Source organism: Streptomyces sp. NPDC007164, assembly GCF_040634135.1.
GTDB lineage: Bacteria > Actinomycetota > Actinomycetes > Streptomycetales > Streptomycetaceae > Streptomyces > Streptomyces sanglieri.
In genome coordinates this window covers 241197-260244 of sequence record NZ_JBEYFB010000004.1, presented here as the reverse complement: position 1 = coordinate 260244, position 19048 = coordinate 241197, and the positions used below count along the sequence as shown (strand labels likewise).

The following is a 19048-nucleotide window of genomic DNA, read 5'->3' as shown; positions in this document are numbered from 1 at the left end:
CGCCCGGGATGTCAGGCCTCTTCCTCGTTGTCCTCAGCGGCGTCGGGGTCGCGGAAGGGGCGCAGGCCCTGGCCGGGGCCGCTGGCCTTGATGTTGAACAGGTAGCGGCCCAGGAAGTTGATGTGCCTGTCCTTGAGCGGGGAGAGCCGGGCGACGTCCTCGTCCTTGACGTCGTGGCCCTCGGCGCGGAGTTGGGCAACAGCAGCGTCCAAGTAGCGGGTGTTCCATAGCACGACGGCATTGAGAACGAGACCCGGACTGGCCGACTGATCCTCCTGGCCCTCACGGTACGCCTGTCGGATCTGGCCCCCGGCTGCCGTGGCAGATCGCGCTGGCCAGGCGGTGGCGGGACTCCTGCACGGCAAGCTGCCGGTTCATGAGCCGGCGATAGGTGTCGTCCACCGGGTCGACCAAGGCGAGCAGGTGCATGGTCTTGTCGATCCGCCCGTACTCGGCGAACGTGGCCCCCAGCGGGGTGGGGTGGCCCTCACGGCCGAACATCTGCAGCAGGTCGTAGGCCCGGACCTGGTTGGTGATGAGCGACCCGGCGACCCGGAGCATGTCCGGCCAGTGCGTGGCGATCCGCTTGAGGTTGACCTTGTTGCAGGCGACGGCCTCCAGCGGCCCGTACCCGGCGGCCGGCGTCTCCCCGTCGTCGGGCAGGTCGGCCCGCCAGAACCGCTGGTCTTCCAGGTCCCGGAAGCGCGGGGCGAAGCGGAAGCCAAGCATCTTGTACAGGCCGAAGGCCATGTCCGAGTACGAGGCGTTGTCGGTCGCGACCATCTCCGGCTTCACCCCGCCGTCGAGGTTCAGCAGGGTGTCCAGCGTGTACAGGCTGTCGCGCGGCGTGCCGCGCACCACCATCGCGCCGATCCCCGCCACCTGGTCGTTTACTGCATTGAGCCAGGTCACGCCGCGTTTGTAACCGTAATACTTGGGCGAAGGGCCGGTGTTGATGCTCTTGACGGGGACGACGAACCGCAGGCCGTCGACGGAGGCGAGCAGTCCGCCGCCCCACATCTGGGCCAGCTCGATGCGGGACTGCGCGGCGATCAGCGCGGCGTTCGCCGCGGCGAGGGTATCGGCCCGGAACGCGGCGCGGGCCACCGCCTCGTACAAGCGCCGCTCGGCAACCGTCCGGGCCTCCGACACCTGCCGGGCCAACACCGAAACTCCGGGCAGTAGCACCCGGTTCTTCCGCAGCCACGTCACCGCGTGGTTGAACAGCGCCACAGGCCCCTCGGCATGCGTCCACGCCCGCCCGTACAGGAAGCCGCGGAACTCCCGACCCCACTTCCGATCCGTGAAGTCCCGGTACTTGAACCGCTTCTGGATCTCCGCCGCGTGCTCGTACACCGTCGACCGGCGCTCCGGGTACCGCTTCACGCACGAGGCGTCGGCGATGCCGAGCTGCCCGGCCAGGTACTCCACGGCCTCCCACGGCACCGCGAGTGGGTCCTCACCCAAGAACCGGCCGATGTAGCGGACCGTGCTTCTCTGCACTAAGTCAAGCCGGGCGAGTTTTGAAGGCGGAGGCCTGGCAGGCGAGGGATCGCGGCCAAGTCCACCGCTTGATCGCGCAGCTGTCTGCACCTGGGATATCAACGAGCGGTCGTGACTCCATCATCTGGCTGGCGCGAGGTGTTGGCGGCGAGCAGTTCCTGCAGGAGTTCGACGATGAGATCGGGCTGTCCTACGAATGGGGAGTGGCCCGTCTGCCACTCGCGCACGTAGGTGCAGCGCAAGGCCATCTTCCGCTGCAGGACCGGGTCGATGGCCCGGTCCTGCGCGCAGACGATGTAGGTGGAGGACGCGTGCTTCCAGCTGTGGCGCTCTGGGATGCCGCGCCCGCAGCCGGAGGCTTGCGCACGCAGCAAGCCAACCGCCCAGGCGGCGAGAGGTTCGGGACAGTCGCTGTAGAGGGTGTCGGCAGCCCGGTCGGGGTACAGGCTGGTCGAGCCGTCAGGCTCAGGGCTGATCGCCTCCTTGAGCTGCGGGGAGGCGCCACCCAGAGTGGCCGCGCTTTCGCCGGCATCCGGCACGAAGGCTGCCAGGTAGACCAGGTGTCCCGCCCCGCGCAGCCCAGTGATCACTGACCCGCCGTAGGAGTGACCGAGCACAATCGGAGGCTCCGGTAGCGAGTCGACGACGGCCTGGACCGCGGCTGTGTCAGCCGACAATGAGCCCTTGTGGAGCTCCGGAACGACGATCTCCGTTCCTGCATTCCGCAAAGGTTCTGCCACCAGGGCGAAGTGTTCGGGACGGTGATACAGGCCATGAACGAGCACCACGGCGGCCAATGCGCACGTCTCCTCGGGTCGGTGTCAGACGAGTGATCCACGGGTCGGTCAGGCGTATCGCTGCAGCAGTCCGTCCACGTACGCCTCCAGCCGTTCTGCCAGCACATCGGACGTCAGATCATCCCGGCCCAGTTCACGCCACGGCCCGGCCAGTTTCGCTGCGTCGGGGCAGTAGTGCAGGGCGTCGAGCAGCCGCCAGTACAGGTGGTCGGGGTTGTCGGCGAGGCCGCGGCCGCCGTGTGCCTCGTACCGCTCGCGGAAGTCCAGCCCGTACGCCGGCCCGTGCAGCAGCGCGAGCGCGGTCGAGCAGTGCGCCACGTCCAGGTCGGCAGGTCCCCATGAGGTCTCGACCCAGTCCACGACACCGGTGATACGCAGCTTGGGACCGGCTCCCGTGAAGAGCACGTTCCCGGGGTGGAAGTCGCGGTGCAGGAAGCAGCCGTCGTACGGCGGCGGGTCGCGGCGGATCACGTCGACGGCCCGCTCCCACAGAGGGCCGTTCGGCGTGCGGACGCGTTCCGGGGACGTCCACGCCTGGTACGTGCGCGGTCTTTCGTCCGGTAGGACGTTGTGGATGCTGACGAGCTGGGCCGCGAGCAGGTCCAGGCGCCGGTCGAGGTCGTCCTCGTCCACACGGACGCGTCCAGGCAGCGCTGACATCAACAGGGTCGGGTGGTTGCAGTGTTCGGCCGTGGCGTCCACGGCGACGAAATCGGGCGCCGGGATGCTCTCCTGCCCGATGAGCAGAGTCAGGACGGACGCCTCGCGGGCCAGCAGTCCGGGCCCGTGGTGGCGGAAGAACGGCTTTACGAAGGTCCGTTGCACCAGGGCAGTGCCGTCGTCGAGCGTGAGCCGGCGCATCTGGGAGCTCCAGCCACCGGACAGGAGGCGCAAGCCGGTGACCTTGCGGCCGTTGCCGAGCTGCTTGGCAACCCACGCATGTGTAGCTGACCAGCCGTGGTCGTCGAGGCCGGTCAGCACCGCCTCAACGAACTCCCGCCGGTCCTCGCTGTGATCGCGGAACCACATCCCCAGCTGGTGCTGTGCGTCCGGAAGGTCGAACCGCGTGTACTGGGAGCGGGCGGCCAGCGCGTCCTGTACGGCCTCGGTCACCGCCGTCGGGATCACCGCGTCCGTGCCCGGCACGGCGAGCACCGCCCGGCCCTCGTACGCCCGCAGCACCTGAAACGCGGGCGCCTCACGCCAGCTGTCCGGCCGCCGGATGATCCCGCTGAACCGGCCGTCCCCGTCCTCGAAGGGCACGTCCCACGCCTCGACGGTATACACGGCGGGCGCGCACAGCCCCAGCGCCGCCACCCGATCCCCGTAGTGGGCGACGAGATCCGCCACCGTCTGCCCGCTCATGCTGAAACCCATCAGGACCAGCGGCCCCTCCGCCCCGCCATACGCGTCGATCACCGCGACGGCCTGCTCGAACCGTCGCCGCAGGCTTAACTCACTGAGCTTTCCGGTGCTTTTGCCGTGCCCGGAGAAGTCGAAGGCGACCCCTCGGCAGCCGTGGGCCACGAACTCCCGCACCAGTGGGAGCAGTCGCTCCATGCTGCTGTTGCCCGCGCCATGCAGCACCACGGCGGTGACCCCGGAAGGATCACCGCCGTACACACCGCTGAGCCGTTCACCGTCGTGGTCGTGCGTGAAGTCGAAGAGCATGCCCCCTATTCACTCACGACGTGGCCTCCGCCTTTCGGGAGTGTCACCGCCGGAAGTCCGCCCCTGGGCGTCATCTGTTCGGGGATGGGACGGTTGGGATGCCGAGGGCGACGGGGGTTCGGCGCGTGAGGCGGGCGGCGTCGGCCTGCTTGGTGCGGACGAAGGTAAGGGTCAGGTCGATGCCCTCGATCTCACCGAGCCACTGCTCCTCCTCGGCTCGCTTGCGACGGAGGATCAGGTCCTTCTCGATCTCTGTGAGCCTCGGCAGCATCTTCGGGCTGACCTGCAGCATCGGGCAACGTACACAGGCGTGTTCATGCTGACAGGGCGATCCATAGGGACGAGCGCAGTTGCCGAGTTCGACCTTGCGTTTGTCGAAGTGCTCCTCGAACTCCGCCCACGCCTCTGGGGTGACATCGCCGTACTCGTGCTCGGGACGCAGGTCTCGGCGGTGGTTCAGGAACTCCTGGTAGTGCTTGACGATGTCCTCGGCGAAGACCGCGACGTAACCCTGTGTCGTCTGGAGATTCAGGTGTCCGAGGAGGGCGGCACCGATGTGGATGGGGAGGCCGCCGTTGACGATCTCGGTCGCGAAGAGCCTGCGGAAGTCGTGCGGTGTGAACTTGGTGCCGACGAATGCCGGGGTGCTCTCGGCTGTCTCCTCGCAGCTGCGCGCGAGCATGTTGAGGATCGTGTGCGGGGCGATGACGTTGCGGACTGTCCCCAACTGACGCTGGAACAGAAACGGCATGGGTTCTGACCAGAGCTTCTCGTGCGAGTCGTAGCGGGTCACGAGGGGAATGGCCTGGCCGTTGCGGGTCTGGCGGCGGATGATCTGCGCGACGGCATGGAACAGCTCGGCGGACAACGGGATGACCCGCTCGCGTTCACTCTTCGACGGGGCGACGACCAGGAGGGCGATGACCTCGCCGTTGGGCCGTTCGTATTGGCGAATGCTGAGGTGGGTGAGTTCAACGAGCTCTTCGACCCGGATGCCGCTGTGCCGCAGGATCTCAACGGCCACCCACTCCCAGAACGCGGATTCCTCCGCCATGGTCACGTTGATCATCTCGCCGGTGCTGTGGTCGATGATCCGGACGGACGGCTCGGCCAAGGTCTTGGCCCGGCGGCGGTCCTCGCGGGAATCTGTGCGGCTGTAGCGACGCCCTGATGCTCGAAGGGCTTGCCCAAGGGGACGGGACGGGCAGCCTCGAGCAGGTCCGCCAGGTGCTCGTAACGGTCCTCAACGTGTCGGACGAGGACTGGCAACAGAGGCTGGCGAGCGCGGGTGCGGTCGGCCATCCGCCGGTTGATCTCGCGGCGCCGCTTGCCTAACCCCTTGAGATCTCGCGGCAGGATCGGGCAGGGAGCCACCCACCGAGCCCACCGCTCCGGTTCGGCGACGGCCCAACTGTGAAGGTCGACGTAGAGGCAGCGAACGGCCAGCAGCACAGAGGCAGCGTCTTTTCGCAGCCGGGTCCGGTCGGTCTTACCGTTCTTCCGCCAGTACTGGATCTCGGCCCGCCACTGGTCGTAGAGCTCCTGGCTGAGGTTCAGGTCCTTCTGCTCGGGGTTGAGTTCCTCGATGACGGCCCAGAACAAGCTGGCCAGTTGACGGGCGAGACCTTCGAGGGTGATGTAGTCGGTGTCGGCCTTGCGCCGGGCGAGGTAGTCGATCAGGAGCTGCCGGACTGCGGCGTTCTTGATGTTGTAGCGGTCGACGAGTTCCTCGACGCTTCGCTGACCGTCATAGATGAACGTCCTCAGGGTCGGGGCCGTTCCAGGAGGGAAGTGCCCCATCCTGTGCAGGATCTCCCAGGCGCCCAGGGCCGCGAAACGCGTGGTTCTCTTGGTCGCACCGGGCGTCAGCCCCAGACGTTTGTTCTCCAGCGAGTAGTGCAGCAGGGCCGACGGGGTCAGACCCTCCAGGTCGAGGCCCTGCGTCGTGAGTGCGCAGGTCAGATCGAACTTCGCCCGCTGCCGGTGCATCGTGGTGAGCCGCTCTTGAGCGTCGACAGTCTTGAAGAACTCGTCCAGCCGGTGGTCCTGCTGGATCTTCCGGAACGGCTCGGCGTAGTCGGAGAACTTGTTCGCCCGGAACCCGGAGAGCGAGGGCTGGATGATCCGGGCGGCGAACGCCATCTTCAGCGCCGAGACCATGTTGCTGCCGTCGTAGCCGGCCCCTGGCCGTCCCAGGACATTGACCGAGAGGGCGTTCTCCGCGTTGAACCCGCTGGCTTCCCAGTGCTCCTGCCAGGTCTGCCCCGCCAGCGACTCCAGGTGCCCGAAGAGCATCCGGATGCCGGCCGTGCGTTTCTCCACCAGGGAGCGGCCCTGGTTCGGCCACGCGTGACGAGCGAGCCCGCACAGATCGTCGATGCTGGCCTGCGACAGGTCCCCGAACGGGGCCGGAGGCTTCGCGGGCCGGGGAGCTGGGGCCGCCTTCAGCGATGCGCTCGTGAACCTTCTCGGCTCCGTCTGATTGGGCGCCGGGTCGTAGTTCTGGCGCCGGTTGCGGACTGTATAGGTCTCTACCGTCGTGCGGTTAGGCACCGAACACCGCCTTGACGTCGTCGGGGTCGTAACCAGCGGCGAAGGTCCGTTGCACCCGCGGGCGGTTGTAGTGGGCCTGCAGGGCGTCGAAAAGGTCCTCCACTCGGGCATTGAGGTAGCGGCCGGTGGTGGCCAGGTCCGTGTGCCGCATGATCGCGCGGACCTGGGCGAGGTTGAGGTTGAGGTCGTTCGCCATCCGAGTCGCGGCGGTGTGCCGCAGATCGTGCAGGGTCCAGTTCGTGCCGAGTCTCTCGTTCGCGCGCTGGATCACACGCCGCATCGCCCAGTAGGTCAGCGGCCGGTCTGGGCCCCGCCGCGTGCGGAGAACCGGCTCCTCGGCCGGCGGCAGCCCGATGTGGTCGAGGTATGCGGCCAGGATCGTCAGTGCCTGTGCGCTGGCTGGGACCGGCTCGCGGTCGTCGGTCCCCTTGGTGATCACCCAGATCAGTTGCTTGGCCCAGTCGATGTCTCCCGGGGTGACCCCGAGGAGTTCGCTGGCGCGGGAGCCACTGGAGACGTAGAGCAGGACCGCGGCCCGGTCACGGTCGCAGGTCATCGCCCCGAAGAACTCGTCCTACATCGAGTCGGGAATCGAGCGGGGATCGGTCCGCCGGACCCGCTGGCGGAGCCTGGCCCGCCGGAATTGAGGGACCTCGCTGTCCGGGGCCCGGTGAGCGAGGGCCCGGCGCTGCGCCCGTGACTCCGGAACCGGGTTGACGAGCGGGCCCCGGCCGTAATGCCGATGGTAGGCGTAGAAGCTGCTGACCACGGTCAGACAATGATTGATCGTGCTGGGGGCGTAGCCGGCCTTCAGGTACGGCTTGCCCGTGCGGGGGTTCACCGAGCCGGGCAGCGGTGCGTTCGGGTTCCGTCGGCGGCGCTGCGGATTCGGGGCGACCCGGAGCCATCCGACCAACGCGGACGCTTCTGCCTCGGTCGCCCGGTCCCAGGGGACGCCGAGGAACCACAGCAGCCGGTACCAGCGCAACAGGTCGTACGCGTAACTCTTGGCGGTTAGCGGCCGGTTGTCGTCCAGGATCAGGCCGCGGAGGTACGGAACGACGGGGGCGACGGCAGACCCGTCAGCGTCGAGAACGGTGTACCGAGGTATGGACTCCAGCTCGACGACCGAACCGACGCGCGGCACATCGGCCCGTCCCTCGATCAGCTGGCGATGCAGGTCTTGCAACAGACTCTTCCTTGCAGGCGGAGATCATCTCGCTCCGTGATCGGAGACACTGGTGCAGTTAACACACCAGATCTGCAAGGCCATGCCCAGGCGATGTGCGTCCGTACGACGCAGGGCGATCAGGTCACGGTCGTCATCGTCGAGGAAGCAGAACCGCTCCAGTTCCGGGCGGGTGGGCACCTCGGTGAACGTCCCGTACGCCTCGGCCTGCTCATCAGTTAAAAATTCCACTGGCATGCGGCGGACGGTAGCCATGCCCCGACAGCGATCGAGGATCTTCCTCCGAACCCCCGCAACAGGCCGATCACGTGCGCTAGACGACCATGATCGTTCTCACCGGGATTTCCTGTACCTCAACTACACACGCCCGGTACTGGCGGTCCGCCAGCTCCAGCAGATCGTCCGGAAGGACGGAGCGGTCGATCCTCGTGGCCTTTCCGGCGAGCACGGGGATCACCAGGATCCCGCGGTCGAGCGCGGTCTGGATCTCGCGACGCGTCCAGTCCTGCTCGGCTTCGAGGGCGGGGCGGCCGTCGGCCCCCGCACCTCCGCCCAGCGCGGGCCGATCACGGCGAGGAGAGCCTCACACTCCTCCACCGCCCTGACCAGTTCCACTGGGAAACGGCGTCCGGGCTCGATCGAGCTGCCGGCGAAGAAGATCCGCTCGTCGCCGAACCGAAGGGCGAGTTCCCGAGCGATCACGGTCGCTGCGGACTCCTCGTCGCCTGTGCGGTAGTTGACGAAGATGTCGGGCATGAAGGTTCCCTTCGTGAAAGGAGGACGGGGTGAACAGGCACGGGGCCGTGGACCGGGACTCCGGTCCGCCCGGGCCATGAGGTCCCGACTGTGTGGACGGCATGGCGCATCCACGGGAGGGCGTGCGGATGGAGGGACGCCGCCTGGTGCGTCACCGGTCGCGGGCAGCCCGAAGAAACCGGGGCGCGATGCGACGCGTCGGGCGGTGATCAGAGGGTTCCGCGTCAGCCTCCCCTTGAACAGTGACCGCGAGAGCCGTCCGCCCTCACGGGAGCCGTCGTCCGACGATCACCGGTCGACACGAAACCCGACGGCGAACACCTGCTGTGACGGCGTCGTTTCGGTCCGCATCCGAAAGTGAGTCCGGCACGACGCGCGCCTGGAGAATCAGGGTTCGGCGGTGTTGCCCGTTGCCTCTTTCGTTCTCCGTTGTTCCCGTCCGTTTCTTGGAGTGACCGGGGTCGACCGCGATCGGTGCATAGCGATCGAGGATGACAGGATCACGGGCGGGGTCCGGGTGTTTACGAAGTCGCAGCGCTCGTCGATCCAGGTGGGGGCGGCGAAGACGTTGTCGCCGGCGGGAGCTTCGGAGGCTTCCGGCAGGGGGCAGGTGCGGGAGTCTTCGGCCAGGTCGTTGATGTATGAGGGAGACCTTGTTCGCCCCGCTATCCATGGTGAGTCACCGAAACCGGATGGCGTCGTCCTCTCTTCGGGGTCGAGCCTCTGGCTTTTCTTCGGGGTCGAGCCTCTGGCTTTCTTTCCGTGCTGGGATCGCGGGATGGCTCGTCGGGGCACGGGTCGGTTCGCGGTGTGACCTGGGTCGCGCTCCTTGTTCGAGCACCGCGGCTCGGTGGGGAGGCCGTCGATCGGGCTGTCGAGGGTGGTGGCAACGGCATGGTCGAACCTGAGGTCTGGCGCGCTCGCCACTGAGAGGCTGCACAACACACAACGCGCTCCGCCCTGTTGGCCGGGTCGCTGCCGCCGAAGCGGGGCTGACGCCGTCGCCGTCAGCTTTCCCAGTCGACGGATGCCACGGTCCCGTCGTCGGCCATCTTGACGGCAAGGAGCTCGTCACTGGTCTCGGCGTCGATCGTGTAGTCCATGACGATCCGGGCCTTGGCCTCGCCGGTCAGGTGCCACAGCCCGATCCGAACGGGGTGCATGGCTGCGGTGAACGCGTCGGCGCTGATCGCTTCGCCGTTCGCTTCACGGGTGAGGCGCCTGATCACTTCGGCGTCGTCGAGTTCGTCGGCGTGGTGGTCGATGAAGTAGCGATCCTGCCGCAGGTTCTCGCGGATCGCCGCCCGGGCCGCGGTGTCCAGGGCCGGCAGATGGGCCAGGTGCGTCGCGAACGCGTCCAGTTCGCCCACGTCCAGCCCGGAGTCGGGGCCGGCCCACAGCCAGGCTTCGACCTTGCTGCTTCCCAGCGAGGCCGCGCCTTCCCAGATGACTTCCGTCTCGTCCGCCGACGGAGCCTCAAGGTGCCCGAAGTAGGGGTGATCGATGCTCTTCATGGGGCCTGTCATTCCGATGGACGGTACCGGTATGGCTTGAGAAGCAGTGAGCGTTCCTGGCCCACGATACGGCCCGGTCGTTCCGCGCGGGTGGCGGTTCTGCCGGTACAGCGCCTCCGGCGTTGCCTGTCCGTGCGCGATCCGCCCGCGTGCGGCCGGTCCGGGGCGCCCAGGCAGCGACGCTGACGCCGATCGGCCGGGCGTGCTGTCTCTCATTCTGTCGCGGGGCCTGTGCCGGGATCCTGCCGGGACCGCAGGTCGGTGAGGAGGCCGTCCAGTGCGCTGTCGAGGGTGGCGGCATTGGTGTGGTCGAACCAAGTGGTCCGGATGCGTTCGTTGTTGCCCTTGGGAGTTTCGTGGTCGGCGGCGAGTTGTCGCAGGGAGCGGGTCTCGTCGCCCAGGGCGCGGCCGACGGCCTGGAAGAGACCCCGCACATAGTGTTCCGCGTCGGCGGCGGGGATGCCGTGTCCGGCGGCCCATGAGGTGAGTGCGGCGAGGTACGCGTAGTGGGTGGTGAGTGTCCCGGTCAGTGCGGAGAAGACGTCGAAGGCTGCCTCGTCCGCGACCGGAAGTGCCCCGCCGAGCTGCTCGAAGAAGGCGTCGACGGCCGGGTGCGCCGGGTACGTCACAGTGACGGAGCGGCGGTCGCGCACGGAAGGCAGCGGGATGGCGCGTACCAGCGGGGCGTCGGTGGCGAGCATGCCGCGCAGGTTGTCGTTCGAGACCCCGGCCATCACGTTGACCACCACCTTGGCGCCGTCCACTCGCAGACCGTTCAGCGCCTCGTGGCGGTCCTCGCGGCGTACGGCGATGATGATCAACTCGGCGCGGTCCGCGACCTGTTGGTTGTCGACGCAGATGTGTACGCCGTCGAACCGCTCGGAGAGTTCGGCGGCGGTGCGGGCGCCGCGCGGCGAGAGGAACACCTCGGGCGCCGGGCAGGCCGCGTCGCACAGGCCCTCCACGAGGGCCCGGCCGATCTCTCCCACTCCGATGATGCCGATACGTTTCACGGTGTCGTCCGCTCCGGTGTGTGGTGGCCGTGGCCCGCGTCCGTGAGGTCTCGCGGATTCCTCCACAGCAGGGTGATTGCCAGGGCGCCCGCCAGACAAGGGGCGACCCCGGCCCAGCCCAGGCTCGGTGGCAGGCCGGTTGTGCCGGAGGTGTCCCTGGTGAGCAGCCCGATCAGTCCGGTGCCTGTGCCGAGCACGAACAGCACGGTCGAGGCGGGGCGGGCCCATCGTCTGCCCGCCGTGACGGCCCGGGCCGCCGCGGACCAGGCCAGAATGCCGAGCGCTCCGATGACGGACAGCAGGACGAGGCAGGTGCTGACGGCCGAGTCCACCCGGGCCTGGGAGTAGGCCGGATATCCGGCTCGGACGTGGTCGGCCAGCAGATGGGTGGTGGCGCGGTCGGCGTACGGGGCGGCAGCCGCGATGACGGTGAGCCCAAGTCCCGTGTACATCACGCCGATTGCCCCTCGGGTGTGGGCTGTCTTCGTCATCGGAGTACTTCCGTTCCGTGCCATGTCACGTCCGTCGGAGCACATCGGTCGACCCTCACTCCATCAGGGCCGCGCGGAGGAATTCGAGGATCTCCGCGCGGGCGGGCTCGGCCTGCGGCTGCACCCCCGGCAGGCTGAGGAACGCGTGCACCGCTTCCGGGTATTCGGTGAGCCGCACCGCCGTTCCTGCCGCGCGCAGCCGCTCGGCGTAGCGGCGGCCGTGATCGGCCACCGCGTCCTGGGTCGGTACCACCACGAGCGCCGGCGCGAGCCCGCCCAACTCCTCGGCGTACAACGGTGAGAGCTTGCGCGCATCGGCCTGCGGCGGTACGGCGAGGCGCTGGAACAGTTTCAGCTGTGGGACGGCGAGGCCCTGGCCGTACCCGTACTCGGCCATCGACTCGTACTCGTACATCGTCCCGGTCACATCGACCGCGGGGTTGACCAGCACCTGCGCCGCGAGCCGCAGGCCGGCCTCCCGGGCGCGGATCGCCGACAGGGCGCTGATCAACGCGCCGCAGCTCTCGCCGAAGACGGCCACCCGCGCCGGGTCGACACCCCACCGCTCGGCGTGCCGCACCACGTGCTGGAGCGCGTCCCAGCCGTCGTCGGCGGCCGCGGAGAGCGAGGTCTCCCAGTCCAGGAGCCGGTGCTCGACCGAGACGAGGACCGCGGGCAGCCGGGCGGCGAGGTGGCTGTTGGCCCAGTCGCACTGGGCGGCCGTGCCCACGAATCCCCCTCCGTGCACATGGAGTACGAGGGGGAGGGGGTCCTGGGATGCGCCGCTGGGCCGGTACACACGCACCGGAACGTCATGGCCGGGCAGCGTCACCTGTTGCCAGTCGATCGTGGCGCCGGGATGGGGCCGCCCCAGGACCGACCGGGCCGCGTCGGACGCCCGGAAACGGTTCTCGGCGACCCGGTAGGCGGCCAGGCTCTCGGCCGTCACCGACGACCAGTCCGGCTGGGGTGGCCGTTCCGCGGCAGTGGTCCCGCTCATGTCTCTCCTCCGTGTCCTTCGGCAAAACACAACGAAACCTACGGCGTAGGTTTCGTTGTGCACGCTAAGTTCTACGACGTAGGTTTGGCAAGGGGGACAGGCAAGGGGGACAGGGAGGAGTGGGTGTGGCCAGACGTGCACGGGGCACCTCGGCGGGGCTCGACCGGGAGCGGATCGCGACCGCAGCCGTCGCGCTCGTGGATCGCGACGGCCTTGAGCGTTTCGGGGTACGGCGACTCGCCGAGGAGCTCGGGGTCGATCCGATGTCGCTCTACCACCACGTCAAGGGCAAAGCCGCGCTGCTGGACGTGATCTGCGAGGCCGTGCTCACCGAGGTGGTGGCACCCGCTCCCGATGGCGCGCCGCACGACTGGGAGGAGGTCGCCCGGCGAACGGCCCACTCCTACCGGGACATGGCGTACCGGCATCCTCGGGTGTTCCCGATGCTGGCCACCCGCGCCCAGACCTCGCCGGTGGCCATCTCCGCCCTGGAGAGCCTGGTCGCCGCGATGCGTGCGGCCGGCCTGCCCGAGCGGGTGGCGGCGGACGCCCCGATGGTGCTGTTCGGCTTCCTCAACGGGCACTTGCTGGCCTGCACCGGCGGTGGCCCCGACGGGCCGGCTCCTGTGCCCGAGTTCGACTCCGGCACACACCCGGGCATGGCCGCCCTCGCACCCCGGTGGGCCGACTTCGGATCCGTCGCGGAGTTCGACCGGATGCTCGACATCGTGCTCGACGGGATCAGGGGTCAGGCGGCTCGCTCGTCCTGAGCGGGGGGCTTGTGCGCGGAGAACGTCAGCCGGCTGCCCACGCAGAGCGTGATGTCGACGTAGCCCAACGTCTGGAGGCGTACGAGGAGCGCGGCCGGCTCCACCGGGTTGTAGGTGTCGTCCTTGTGGAACGCGTGCAGCGACTGGCTCGGCAGGCTGTCGGCCCCGACGAGCACTCCGCCCGGTTTGAGCACCCGGAAAATTTCCGCGAGGAGGGCGTTCTGGAGAGCCGTTGTCGGTACGTGGTGCAGCATCGTGAACGACGCCGCCGAGTCGAAGGAGCCGTCCGCGAACTCCAGCGCGGTGCCGCTCCCTCGGTGAACCTCCACGTTCGTCCCGGAGAACCGGCCGGCCAGCAGCGACGCCGCCTCGGCCTCGATCTCCACGGCCACCAGGCGGTCGACCCTGGTCCGCAGCCATTCGGTCGCCGCTCCCGGACCGGGGCCGACCTCCAGCAGCTCCTTCCCGAGATCGGCACGCGCGACGGCCAGCGGCAGTACCTCGTCATGGAGATGGGCGGCCCACTCCGGGCTCGCGCACAGTTCAGCGTGGTCGGTGTTCATGACGACAACGCTAGGGAGGGCTGCCGCTGTCCGGAAGGACGTAACCTTCCAACTCATGTCGGGAAACGGACAGGGCGACGCACTGGTCTCCATCGGGACGTTCCCCATGCCGGCGGGAACACGGTTCACCCAGCACACCCACCGGACACATCAGCTGGCCTGGGCCTCCCGCGGCACCTTGACGGTCGACGTGGCTTCCCGTCGGTGGGTACTGCCCACCACGCGCGCCCTGTGGATCCCGTCCGGGGTGCCGCACGAGGTCGTCTCGGCCAGCCACACCACGATGACCTCGCTCTATCTGCTGACATCGCCGCCTGCCGACCCGGGGCAGTGGGGCACGGTCCGGCCGACCCTGGTCCCACCGTTGCTGGCCGAGTTGATCGGCTACCTGGACGATCCGGACCTCGGCCCCGAGCGCCGGGCGCACGGTGAGGCGGTGCTCCTCGACCTGCTCCGTCCCGTGACGGCCACCGCTCTTGAAGCCCCGCTCCCCACGGACCCACGCGCCCGCCAGGTCGCCGGGGAACTGCTCGACGATCCCGCCTGTGCGCTCGCGGTGGACGCGTGGGGGCGCCGGGTCGGTACCTCCGGGCGCACACTCGCCAGGCTGTTCCTGGCCGACACCGGCATGTCGTTCGGCCGCTGGCGCACCCTCGTCCGCCTGCAGGCGGCGCTGCCCGCCCTGGCCGCCGGCGAGCCGCTCCACCGGGTGTCGCGCGGAGTCGGCTACGGGACGGTCAGCGCGTTCGTCGCGGCGTTCCGACGTGAGACCGGCACCACCCCGGGCGCGTACTTCGGTGCGCGCCGGTAGGAAGCCGCCGGTGCGCCAGCGGCTCGGTGCCTCGGGCCGTGGATCTCCGGGCCGAGGTGCGTACCGCCCGGATGTTGAACGTTCGGTGATGGTCGCGATGGGCGTGTGTTCTGCGGGCGGTCACCCGAGAGCCCCGGGAAGGTGATGCGTGTTGGCTACGAATTACCAGGTCAGGGGATTCTTATGAGATCTGTCGAGAGTCGGCGGCGGCCGTGGCGGCCGCCGGCCCCTTCGTCTCTTCGTCACTCTTCGTGGCTGCCGGTCGGGGAGCCGCAGTGCTCGCCTGTCTGCACTAATCCGGCGCGCGCGGCGATCCTGGCGCCGCAAAGCTGTGGGCATACGCGCTCCCGCCGGCATCCCGGCGAAAGACGAAGAAGGTTTTTCCTGTGCGTCTGTACCGAATAGCGCTGTGGGCCACGGTTCCCATGGCGCTTCCTCTCCTCGCGGCACCCGCCGGAGTGACGGCGGCACGCGCCGTTCGCGATACGGCTCCGGAAGGGCCGCTCTCCGTATGGCGGCCCGAACCGGCCACGCAACCGGTCGAGCCGGTGGCCGATTCCGCGTCTCCGTTCCCGGCGCTCGGGGCGGCGTCGATGGCGCTGCCCCGGGTGGCGCCCCGGCCCGCCATCGTCTCGCGTGCGCAGTGGCGGGCCGACGAGACCAAGCGGGATCCCCACGCGCACTACGCGGGAGGGGTCAGGGCGGTCTTCATCCATCACACCGACACCCCCAACGGCTACGACTGCGCCGGCGTCCCCCGTACCCTGCGCAATCTGTACACGGGCCAGACCCGCGACCGGAGTTGGGGAGACCTCGGTTACAACTTCCTCGTCGACAAGTGCGGCACCATCTACGAAGGCCGCGCCGGCGGTGCCGACCGTCCCGTCGTCGGCTCCCACACCCTCGGGTTCAACCAGGGCACCACGGGGATCGCGGCCATCGGCACCTTCGGGCCGGGGACACCGGTACCGGCGGCCATGGAGCACGCGATCGCGGCCCTCGCGGCCTGGAAGCTCGGACTGGGCGGCGTCGACCCCGCGGGCAAGGTGCGGCTCACCTCCACCAACGGCAAGAGCCGTTACGCCAAGGGCACTTCGGCCGAGTTCGACGCCATCTCCGGCCACCGCGACGGCTTCGCCACCAACTGTCCCGGCGAGGCATTGTTCGCGCGGCTCCCCGCCATCCGGACCCTCGCGACGAACCTTCAGAGCAGGTCGTCCCCGAGTGCGCCGTTCGCCACCCGGTTCGCCGCGATCCCGGGGAGTCCTCGCCGCGGCGGCGAGTGATGGATCGGCGTGGCCGGCCTCGGTCCACGTCGCGTTGTCGAGCAGGGTGATCGCCCGTTCCAAGTACGCCTCGAAGCGGGCCGGTTCCTCCGATGTGAACCCGCCACTCGGGGCGCCCTCCACGCGCGGGGCCGCGCTCCATTCCGCTGGGCGGGACCGGATGACATGATCGGCAGCGCTCGGCCGCACCCACGCGGCCGGCCACCACCGATCAGGGGGAATCATGGAACGGCGCCCGGCCGCGAGATCCGGCTTCAACTGGTGGCTGCCCAGCGTGTACGCGGCGGCCGTCGTCCTCACCGGGGCCCTCGGCTCCGGCAGGGCGACGGGGATCGTCGCGGCGGTGGGCGGTGTGCTGCTCGGCCTCTACTACGGCTTCGGCAGCAGGCTCCGCGCCCGCGGCTGACGCCCCGTCCGCCCGGCCGTTCACGGCTGTACGACCTTCAACTCCGTTACGCCCGCGGGCTTCTGCGAGTCCTCCGACTCGACCGTCAGCCGTACCGTCCGGGCCACCGCGCCCGCCCGGTACGGCTGCCAGTGCGTGCCGTCGGACGTCGTCTCCAGCCGGTACGAGGACGGCCGCACGTCCGACCACTCCGGCTCGGCCGATGTCACCGCGCCCGCGCGCCCCAGGTCCACCGTCAGCGCGCCCTTCGCGCCGTCCGGGGACCAGGCGGTGGCCGGGCTGCCGTCCACCGCGGCCGCCGCGTACAGGCCGGGGGACTCCGACGTCGCCGTCACCGGGCGGCAGCGGGCCGCGTCGGTGGTCGCGGCGAGGTCCGGGCGGCGGGTGGGGAGCGTGAGCGTGCCGGTGAGCAGGCGGGGGCCGGCGGGGGAGCGGACGGTGAAGGGGGCGCCGGAGGTCAGCCGGACCGTCGTCGTCCGGGGGCCGATCGCGAGGTCGTACGTACGGCCCCGGTAACGCAGGCCCGTCAGCGTGACACCGCTGCCCAGCTGCGGCGGCAGCATCGGATCGAGAAGCACCCCGTCCTCCCGCAGCCGCAACCCCGTCAGGCCGTACGTGAAGACCTGGAGGAAGCCGCCCTTCCCGGTCAGGAAGTCGTCGGCGGGGAATCCCGAAAGCGGGTCCTGGGCGCCCGCCTTCGCGCCCCGGGCCTCGCTGAACAAGGCGTACGGCCCGCGCGTGAACGGGCGTACGGCGCGCTGGAGATAGGTGTACGTCGCGCAGCCGGGCGCTCCGATCGTGGCCGCGTCGACCGCGTGGACCGAGTCGGTCATGGCCGGGCCGTCCGGGTCGGTGTGCGCCGCGTAGAAGTCGAGCGTGGCGGCGGCGGCGCCCGGCTCCATCGGCCACTCCAGCGGGTGGATCAGCAGCACCGTGTCGGCCTGCTTGATCGTCGAGCCGTTGTAGCCCGCGTACTGGAGGTAGAGCTTGCGCGCCGGGTCGTACGGGATGCGCAGGCCGTCCGCCACCCGCTTCCACTCGACCGGTGCGGTGTGTCCGAGCAGTTGCGCGGCGCGGGTGGCGTTGCGCAGGGCGGTGGCCGCGACCGCGTTGGTGAAGACCCCGTCGGTGACGCCGTTGCTGTACTCGTCGGGGCCCGCGACCTCCTTCACCGAGTAGCTTCCGTCGTCGTTGGCGGTGGCCCGCGAGGCCCAGAAGTCGGCGATCCCCTCCAGCAGCGGCCAGCCGCGCCCGGCCAGCCACTCGTGGTCCCCGGTCGCCAGGTAGTACTGCCAGACGGCCAGCGAGACATCGCCCTGGAGGTGGTTCTGGGTGACGCAGTGCGGCGGGTTCCAGCTCTGGCACTCGGACCACAGATCGCCCCTGCTCGCACTCGTCCACGGGTAGAACAGGCCCCGGAACCCGAGCTTCCGGGCGTTGGCGCGGGCGGCGTCGCGGGTGCGGTAGCGGTACTCGACGACCGGGCGGGCCAGCTCGGGGCGGGTGGCGAGCAGCGCCGGGTACATCCAGGTCTCGGCGTCCCAGAACACCATGCCGGCGTAGTTGTCGCTGGTCAGACCGGCCGGTGCGATGCTGTCGCGGGATCCGGTCCGGGCGGATGCCAGCAGTCCGTACTGCGCCGCCCGCAGCCACTTCTGCAGTTCGGGATGGTCCGGTACGGCGATGTCGGCCGCCCAGGCCCGCCGCCAGGCCGCGCTGTTCGCCGCGAGGACCCCGGACCAGCCGCGTCCGGCCGCGCGCCGGGCGGCCTCGTGGGCGGCGGGACGCGGGGCGGCGGAGGTGAGCGCGGTGTCGATACCGACGTACTTCTCGAAGGTGTACGTACGCCCGTCGCGCACCCGGTGCGCGCTCCGTGGCGCGACCGGCGCCCCGGGCCCGGGCCCTCCGGTGCGCAGCTCCTGGACGATCGCGCCCTCGGTGCCGGTGCCCCGGGTGCGGAACGTACCGTCGCCGGCGAGGGTGATCCGGCGTGCGCCCCTCGGGTCGAGCCGGCCGGTGACGGTCGCGGTGCCGTTCCAGTGCGGGGTCATGCGCAGTCGTACGGCACCCGTGTGCACATCGGACCGGTCGGCGAGCACCTCGTACGTCAGATCGGTCGCGCGGCCGTCGGCCGTGGTCCACCGCAGCGACGTACGCACCAGTCCACAGCGCAGGAAGAGCGTCTGGCGGTAGTGCGAGATCCGGCCGGGGGGCGTGTCGGAGCCGTAGGTCTCGGCGCCGACGCGCACGTCCAGGTTCGTCCAGCTGGGCAGCGCGGCAACCACCTCCCGGCCGGCGGCGAGGTCCTTCTCGCGCCCGAACAGGCCGGAGACGAACGCGCCGTCGTAGCGCGGGGTGAACAGCGGCCAGCCGGTCTTCTCGCCCGACGCGGCGTATCCGGCGCCCGCCGCGGGCACCCGGTGGCCCAGGTACCCGTTGCCGGTGTAGGGGTCGTATCCGGCCGCCTCGCCGAACCGGGTGGACGTGGGCGCCCAGGCGGGATCGGTGTCCCGGCCGCAGGCGGTCGTCGCGGAGGGAGGCGCCGCCGTCGCAGGAGGCGCCGCGTACGGGACGGGGGCCGAAGGCGCGATCAGGGCGCCCGCGACCAGGGACGTGAGGGACGTGAGGAGAAAGAGGCGCGAGAGGCTCACCGTACGAAGGTAGGGACGCGCGCGCCGCGCGGCGGTGCGCGGCGCGCGGGGTGAACGGCTGATGGGGCGGGGCG

At 69.8% G+C, this 19048-nt stretch carries 18 protein-coding genes and 1 pseudogene; 4 read left to right on the top strand and 15 right to left on the bottom strand.

What is annotated here, in order from left to right; genetic code table 11:
- Positions 1-11 precede the first annotated feature (11 nt).
- The 13 genes and pseudogenes from ABZ622_RS09850 to ABZ622_RS09790 form a co-directional block, all read right to left on the bottom strand.
- Positions 12-1491, bottom strand: a pseudogene (locus tag ABZ622_RS09850) (Tn3 family transposase); the annotation flags it as partial.
- Positions 1492-1601: 110 nt separating this feature from the next.
- Positions 1602-2300 (bottom strand): alpha/beta hydrolase, encoded by a 699-nt coding sequence (locus ABZ622_RS09845; protein WP_360541843.1) that lies wholly within the window; start codon positions 2298-2300, stop codon positions 1602-1604.
- Between the two features lie 48 nt (positions 2301-2348).
- Positions 2349-3971, bottom strand: coding sequence for an alpha/beta fold hydrolase (locus ABZ622_RS09840; protein ID WP_360541842.1), 1623 nt, complete (start codon positions 3969-3971; stop codon positions 2349-2351).
- A gap of 70 nt (positions 3972-4041) precedes the next feature.
- A complete protein-coding gene (locus tag ABZ622_RS09835; RefSeq protein ID WP_360541841.1) occupies positions 4042-5085 on the bottom strand; it encodes a site-specific integrase in 1044 nt (347 codons plus the stop codon).
- A complete protein-coding gene (locus tag ABZ622_RS09830; RefSeq protein WP_360541840.1) occupies positions 5037-6524 on the bottom strand; it encodes a hypothetical protein in 1488 nt (495 codons plus the stop codon). Before ABZ622_RS09830 ends, ABZ622_RS09835 begins: the two co-directional genes overlap by 49 nt.
- Entirely contained in the window at positions 6517-7080 is a 564-nt protein-coding gene (locus ABZ622_RS09825; protein ID WP_360541839.1) for a site-specific integrase, read from the bottom strand. The genes ABZ622_RS09830 and ABZ622_RS09825 overlap by 8 nt, the downstream gene beginning before the upstream one ends.
- 18 nt (positions 7081-7098) lie before the next feature.
- Entirely contained in the window at positions 7099-7713 is a 615-nt protein-coding gene (locus ABZ622_RS09820; RefSeq protein ID WP_360541838.1) for a hypothetical protein, read from the bottom strand.
- 24 nt (positions 7714-7737) lie between these two features.
- Positions 7738-7950 carry a DUF4158 domain-containing protein gene (locus tag ABZ622_RS09815; protein WP_360541837.1) on the bottom strand — a complete coding sequence of 71 codons (213 nt, stop codon included), beginning with the start codon at positions 7948-7950 and terminating at the stop codon, positions 7738-7740.
- 216 nt (positions 7951-8166) lie between these two features.
- Entirely contained in the window at positions 8167-8469 is a 303-nt protein-coding gene (locus ABZ622_RS09810; protein ID WP_360541836.1) for a hypothetical protein, read from the bottom strand.
- A gap of 1007 nt (positions 8470-9476) precedes the next feature.
- Complete coding sequence (locus tag ABZ622_RS09805) at positions 9477-9983, bottom strand: DUF2004 domain-containing protein (RefSeq protein WP_360541835.1); 507 nt, start codon at positions 9981-9983, stop codon at positions 9477-9479.
- Between the two features lie 212 nt (positions 9984-10195).
- The gene (locus ABZ622_RS09800; RefSeq protein ID WP_360541834.1) at positions 10196-10996 is read right to left on the bottom strand and encodes an NAD(P)-binding domain-containing protein; all 801 of its coding nucleotides are present in this window, start codon (positions 10994-10996) and stop codon (positions 10196-10198) included.
- Positions 10993-11487, bottom strand: a complete 495-nt coding sequence (locus ABZ622_RS09795) for a hypothetical protein (RefSeq protein WP_360541833.1) — start codon at positions 11485-11487, stop codon at positions 10993-10995. Before ABZ622_RS09795 ends, ABZ622_RS09800 begins: the two co-directional genes overlap by 4 nt.
- Before the next feature lie 55 nt (positions 11488-11542).
- Positions 11543-12487: an alpha/beta hydrolase gene (locus ABZ622_RS09790; protein WP_360541832.1), complete on the bottom strand. Its 945-nt coding sequence runs from the start codon at positions 12485-12487 to the stop codon at positions 11543-11545.
- A 125-nt stretch (positions 12488-12612) separates the two neighbouring features.
- Between ABZ622_RS09790 and ABZ622_RS09785 the strand changes: the two genes are divergently transcribed.
- The gene (locus ABZ622_RS09785) at positions 12613-13257 is read left to right on the top strand and encodes a TetR/AcrR family transcriptional regulator C-terminal domain-containing protein (protein ID WP_360541831.1); all 645 of its coding nucleotides are present in this window, start codon (positions 12613-12615) and stop codon (positions 13255-13257) included.
- Here ABZ622_RS09785 and ABZ622_RS09780 read toward each other — a convergent pair.
- Positions 13236-13820 (bottom strand): class I SAM-dependent methyltransferase, encoded by a 585-nt coding sequence (locus ABZ622_RS09780; RefSeq protein WP_360541830.1) that lies wholly within the window; start codon positions 13818-13820, stop codon positions 13236-13238. The genes ABZ622_RS09785 and ABZ622_RS09780 overlap by 22 nt on opposite strands.
- A gap of 55 nt (positions 13821-13875) precedes the next feature.
- Here ABZ622_RS09780 and ABZ622_RS09775 point away from each other — a divergent pair, with 55 nt between their 5' ends.
- The 3 genes from ABZ622_RS09775 to ABZ622_RS09765 all read left to right on the top strand — a co-directional run bounded on the left by ABZ622_RS09775 (position 13876) and on the right by ABZ622_RS09765 (position 16323).
- Positions 13876-14631, top strand: coding sequence for a helix-turn-helix transcriptional regulator (locus ABZ622_RS09775; RefSeq protein WP_360541829.1), 756 nt, complete (start codon positions 13876-13878; stop codon positions 14629-14631).
- Positions 14632-15017: 386 nt separating this feature from the next.
- The gene (locus ABZ622_RS09770) at positions 15018-15917 is read left to right on the top strand and encodes a peptidoglycan recognition protein (RefSeq protein ID WP_360541828.1); all 900 of its coding nucleotides are present in this window, start codon (positions 15018-15020) and stop codon (positions 15915-15917) included.
- Positions 15918-16140: 223 nt separating this feature from the next.
- Positions 16141-16323 carry a hypothetical protein gene (locus ABZ622_RS09765; protein WP_266688849.1) on the top strand — a complete coding sequence of 61 codons (183 nt, stop codon included), beginning with the start codon at positions 16141-16143 and terminating at the stop codon, positions 16321-16323.
- A 20-nt stretch (positions 16324-16343) separates the two neighbouring features.
- Here the strand turns inward: ABZ622_RS09765 and ABZ622_RS09760 are convergent, their stop codons facing one another.
- A complete protein-coding gene (locus ABZ622_RS09760) occupies positions 16344-18974 on the bottom strand; it encodes a discoidin domain-containing protein (protein WP_360541827.1) in 2631 nt (876 codons plus the stop codon).
- Positions 18975-19048: the final 74 nt, after the last annotated feature.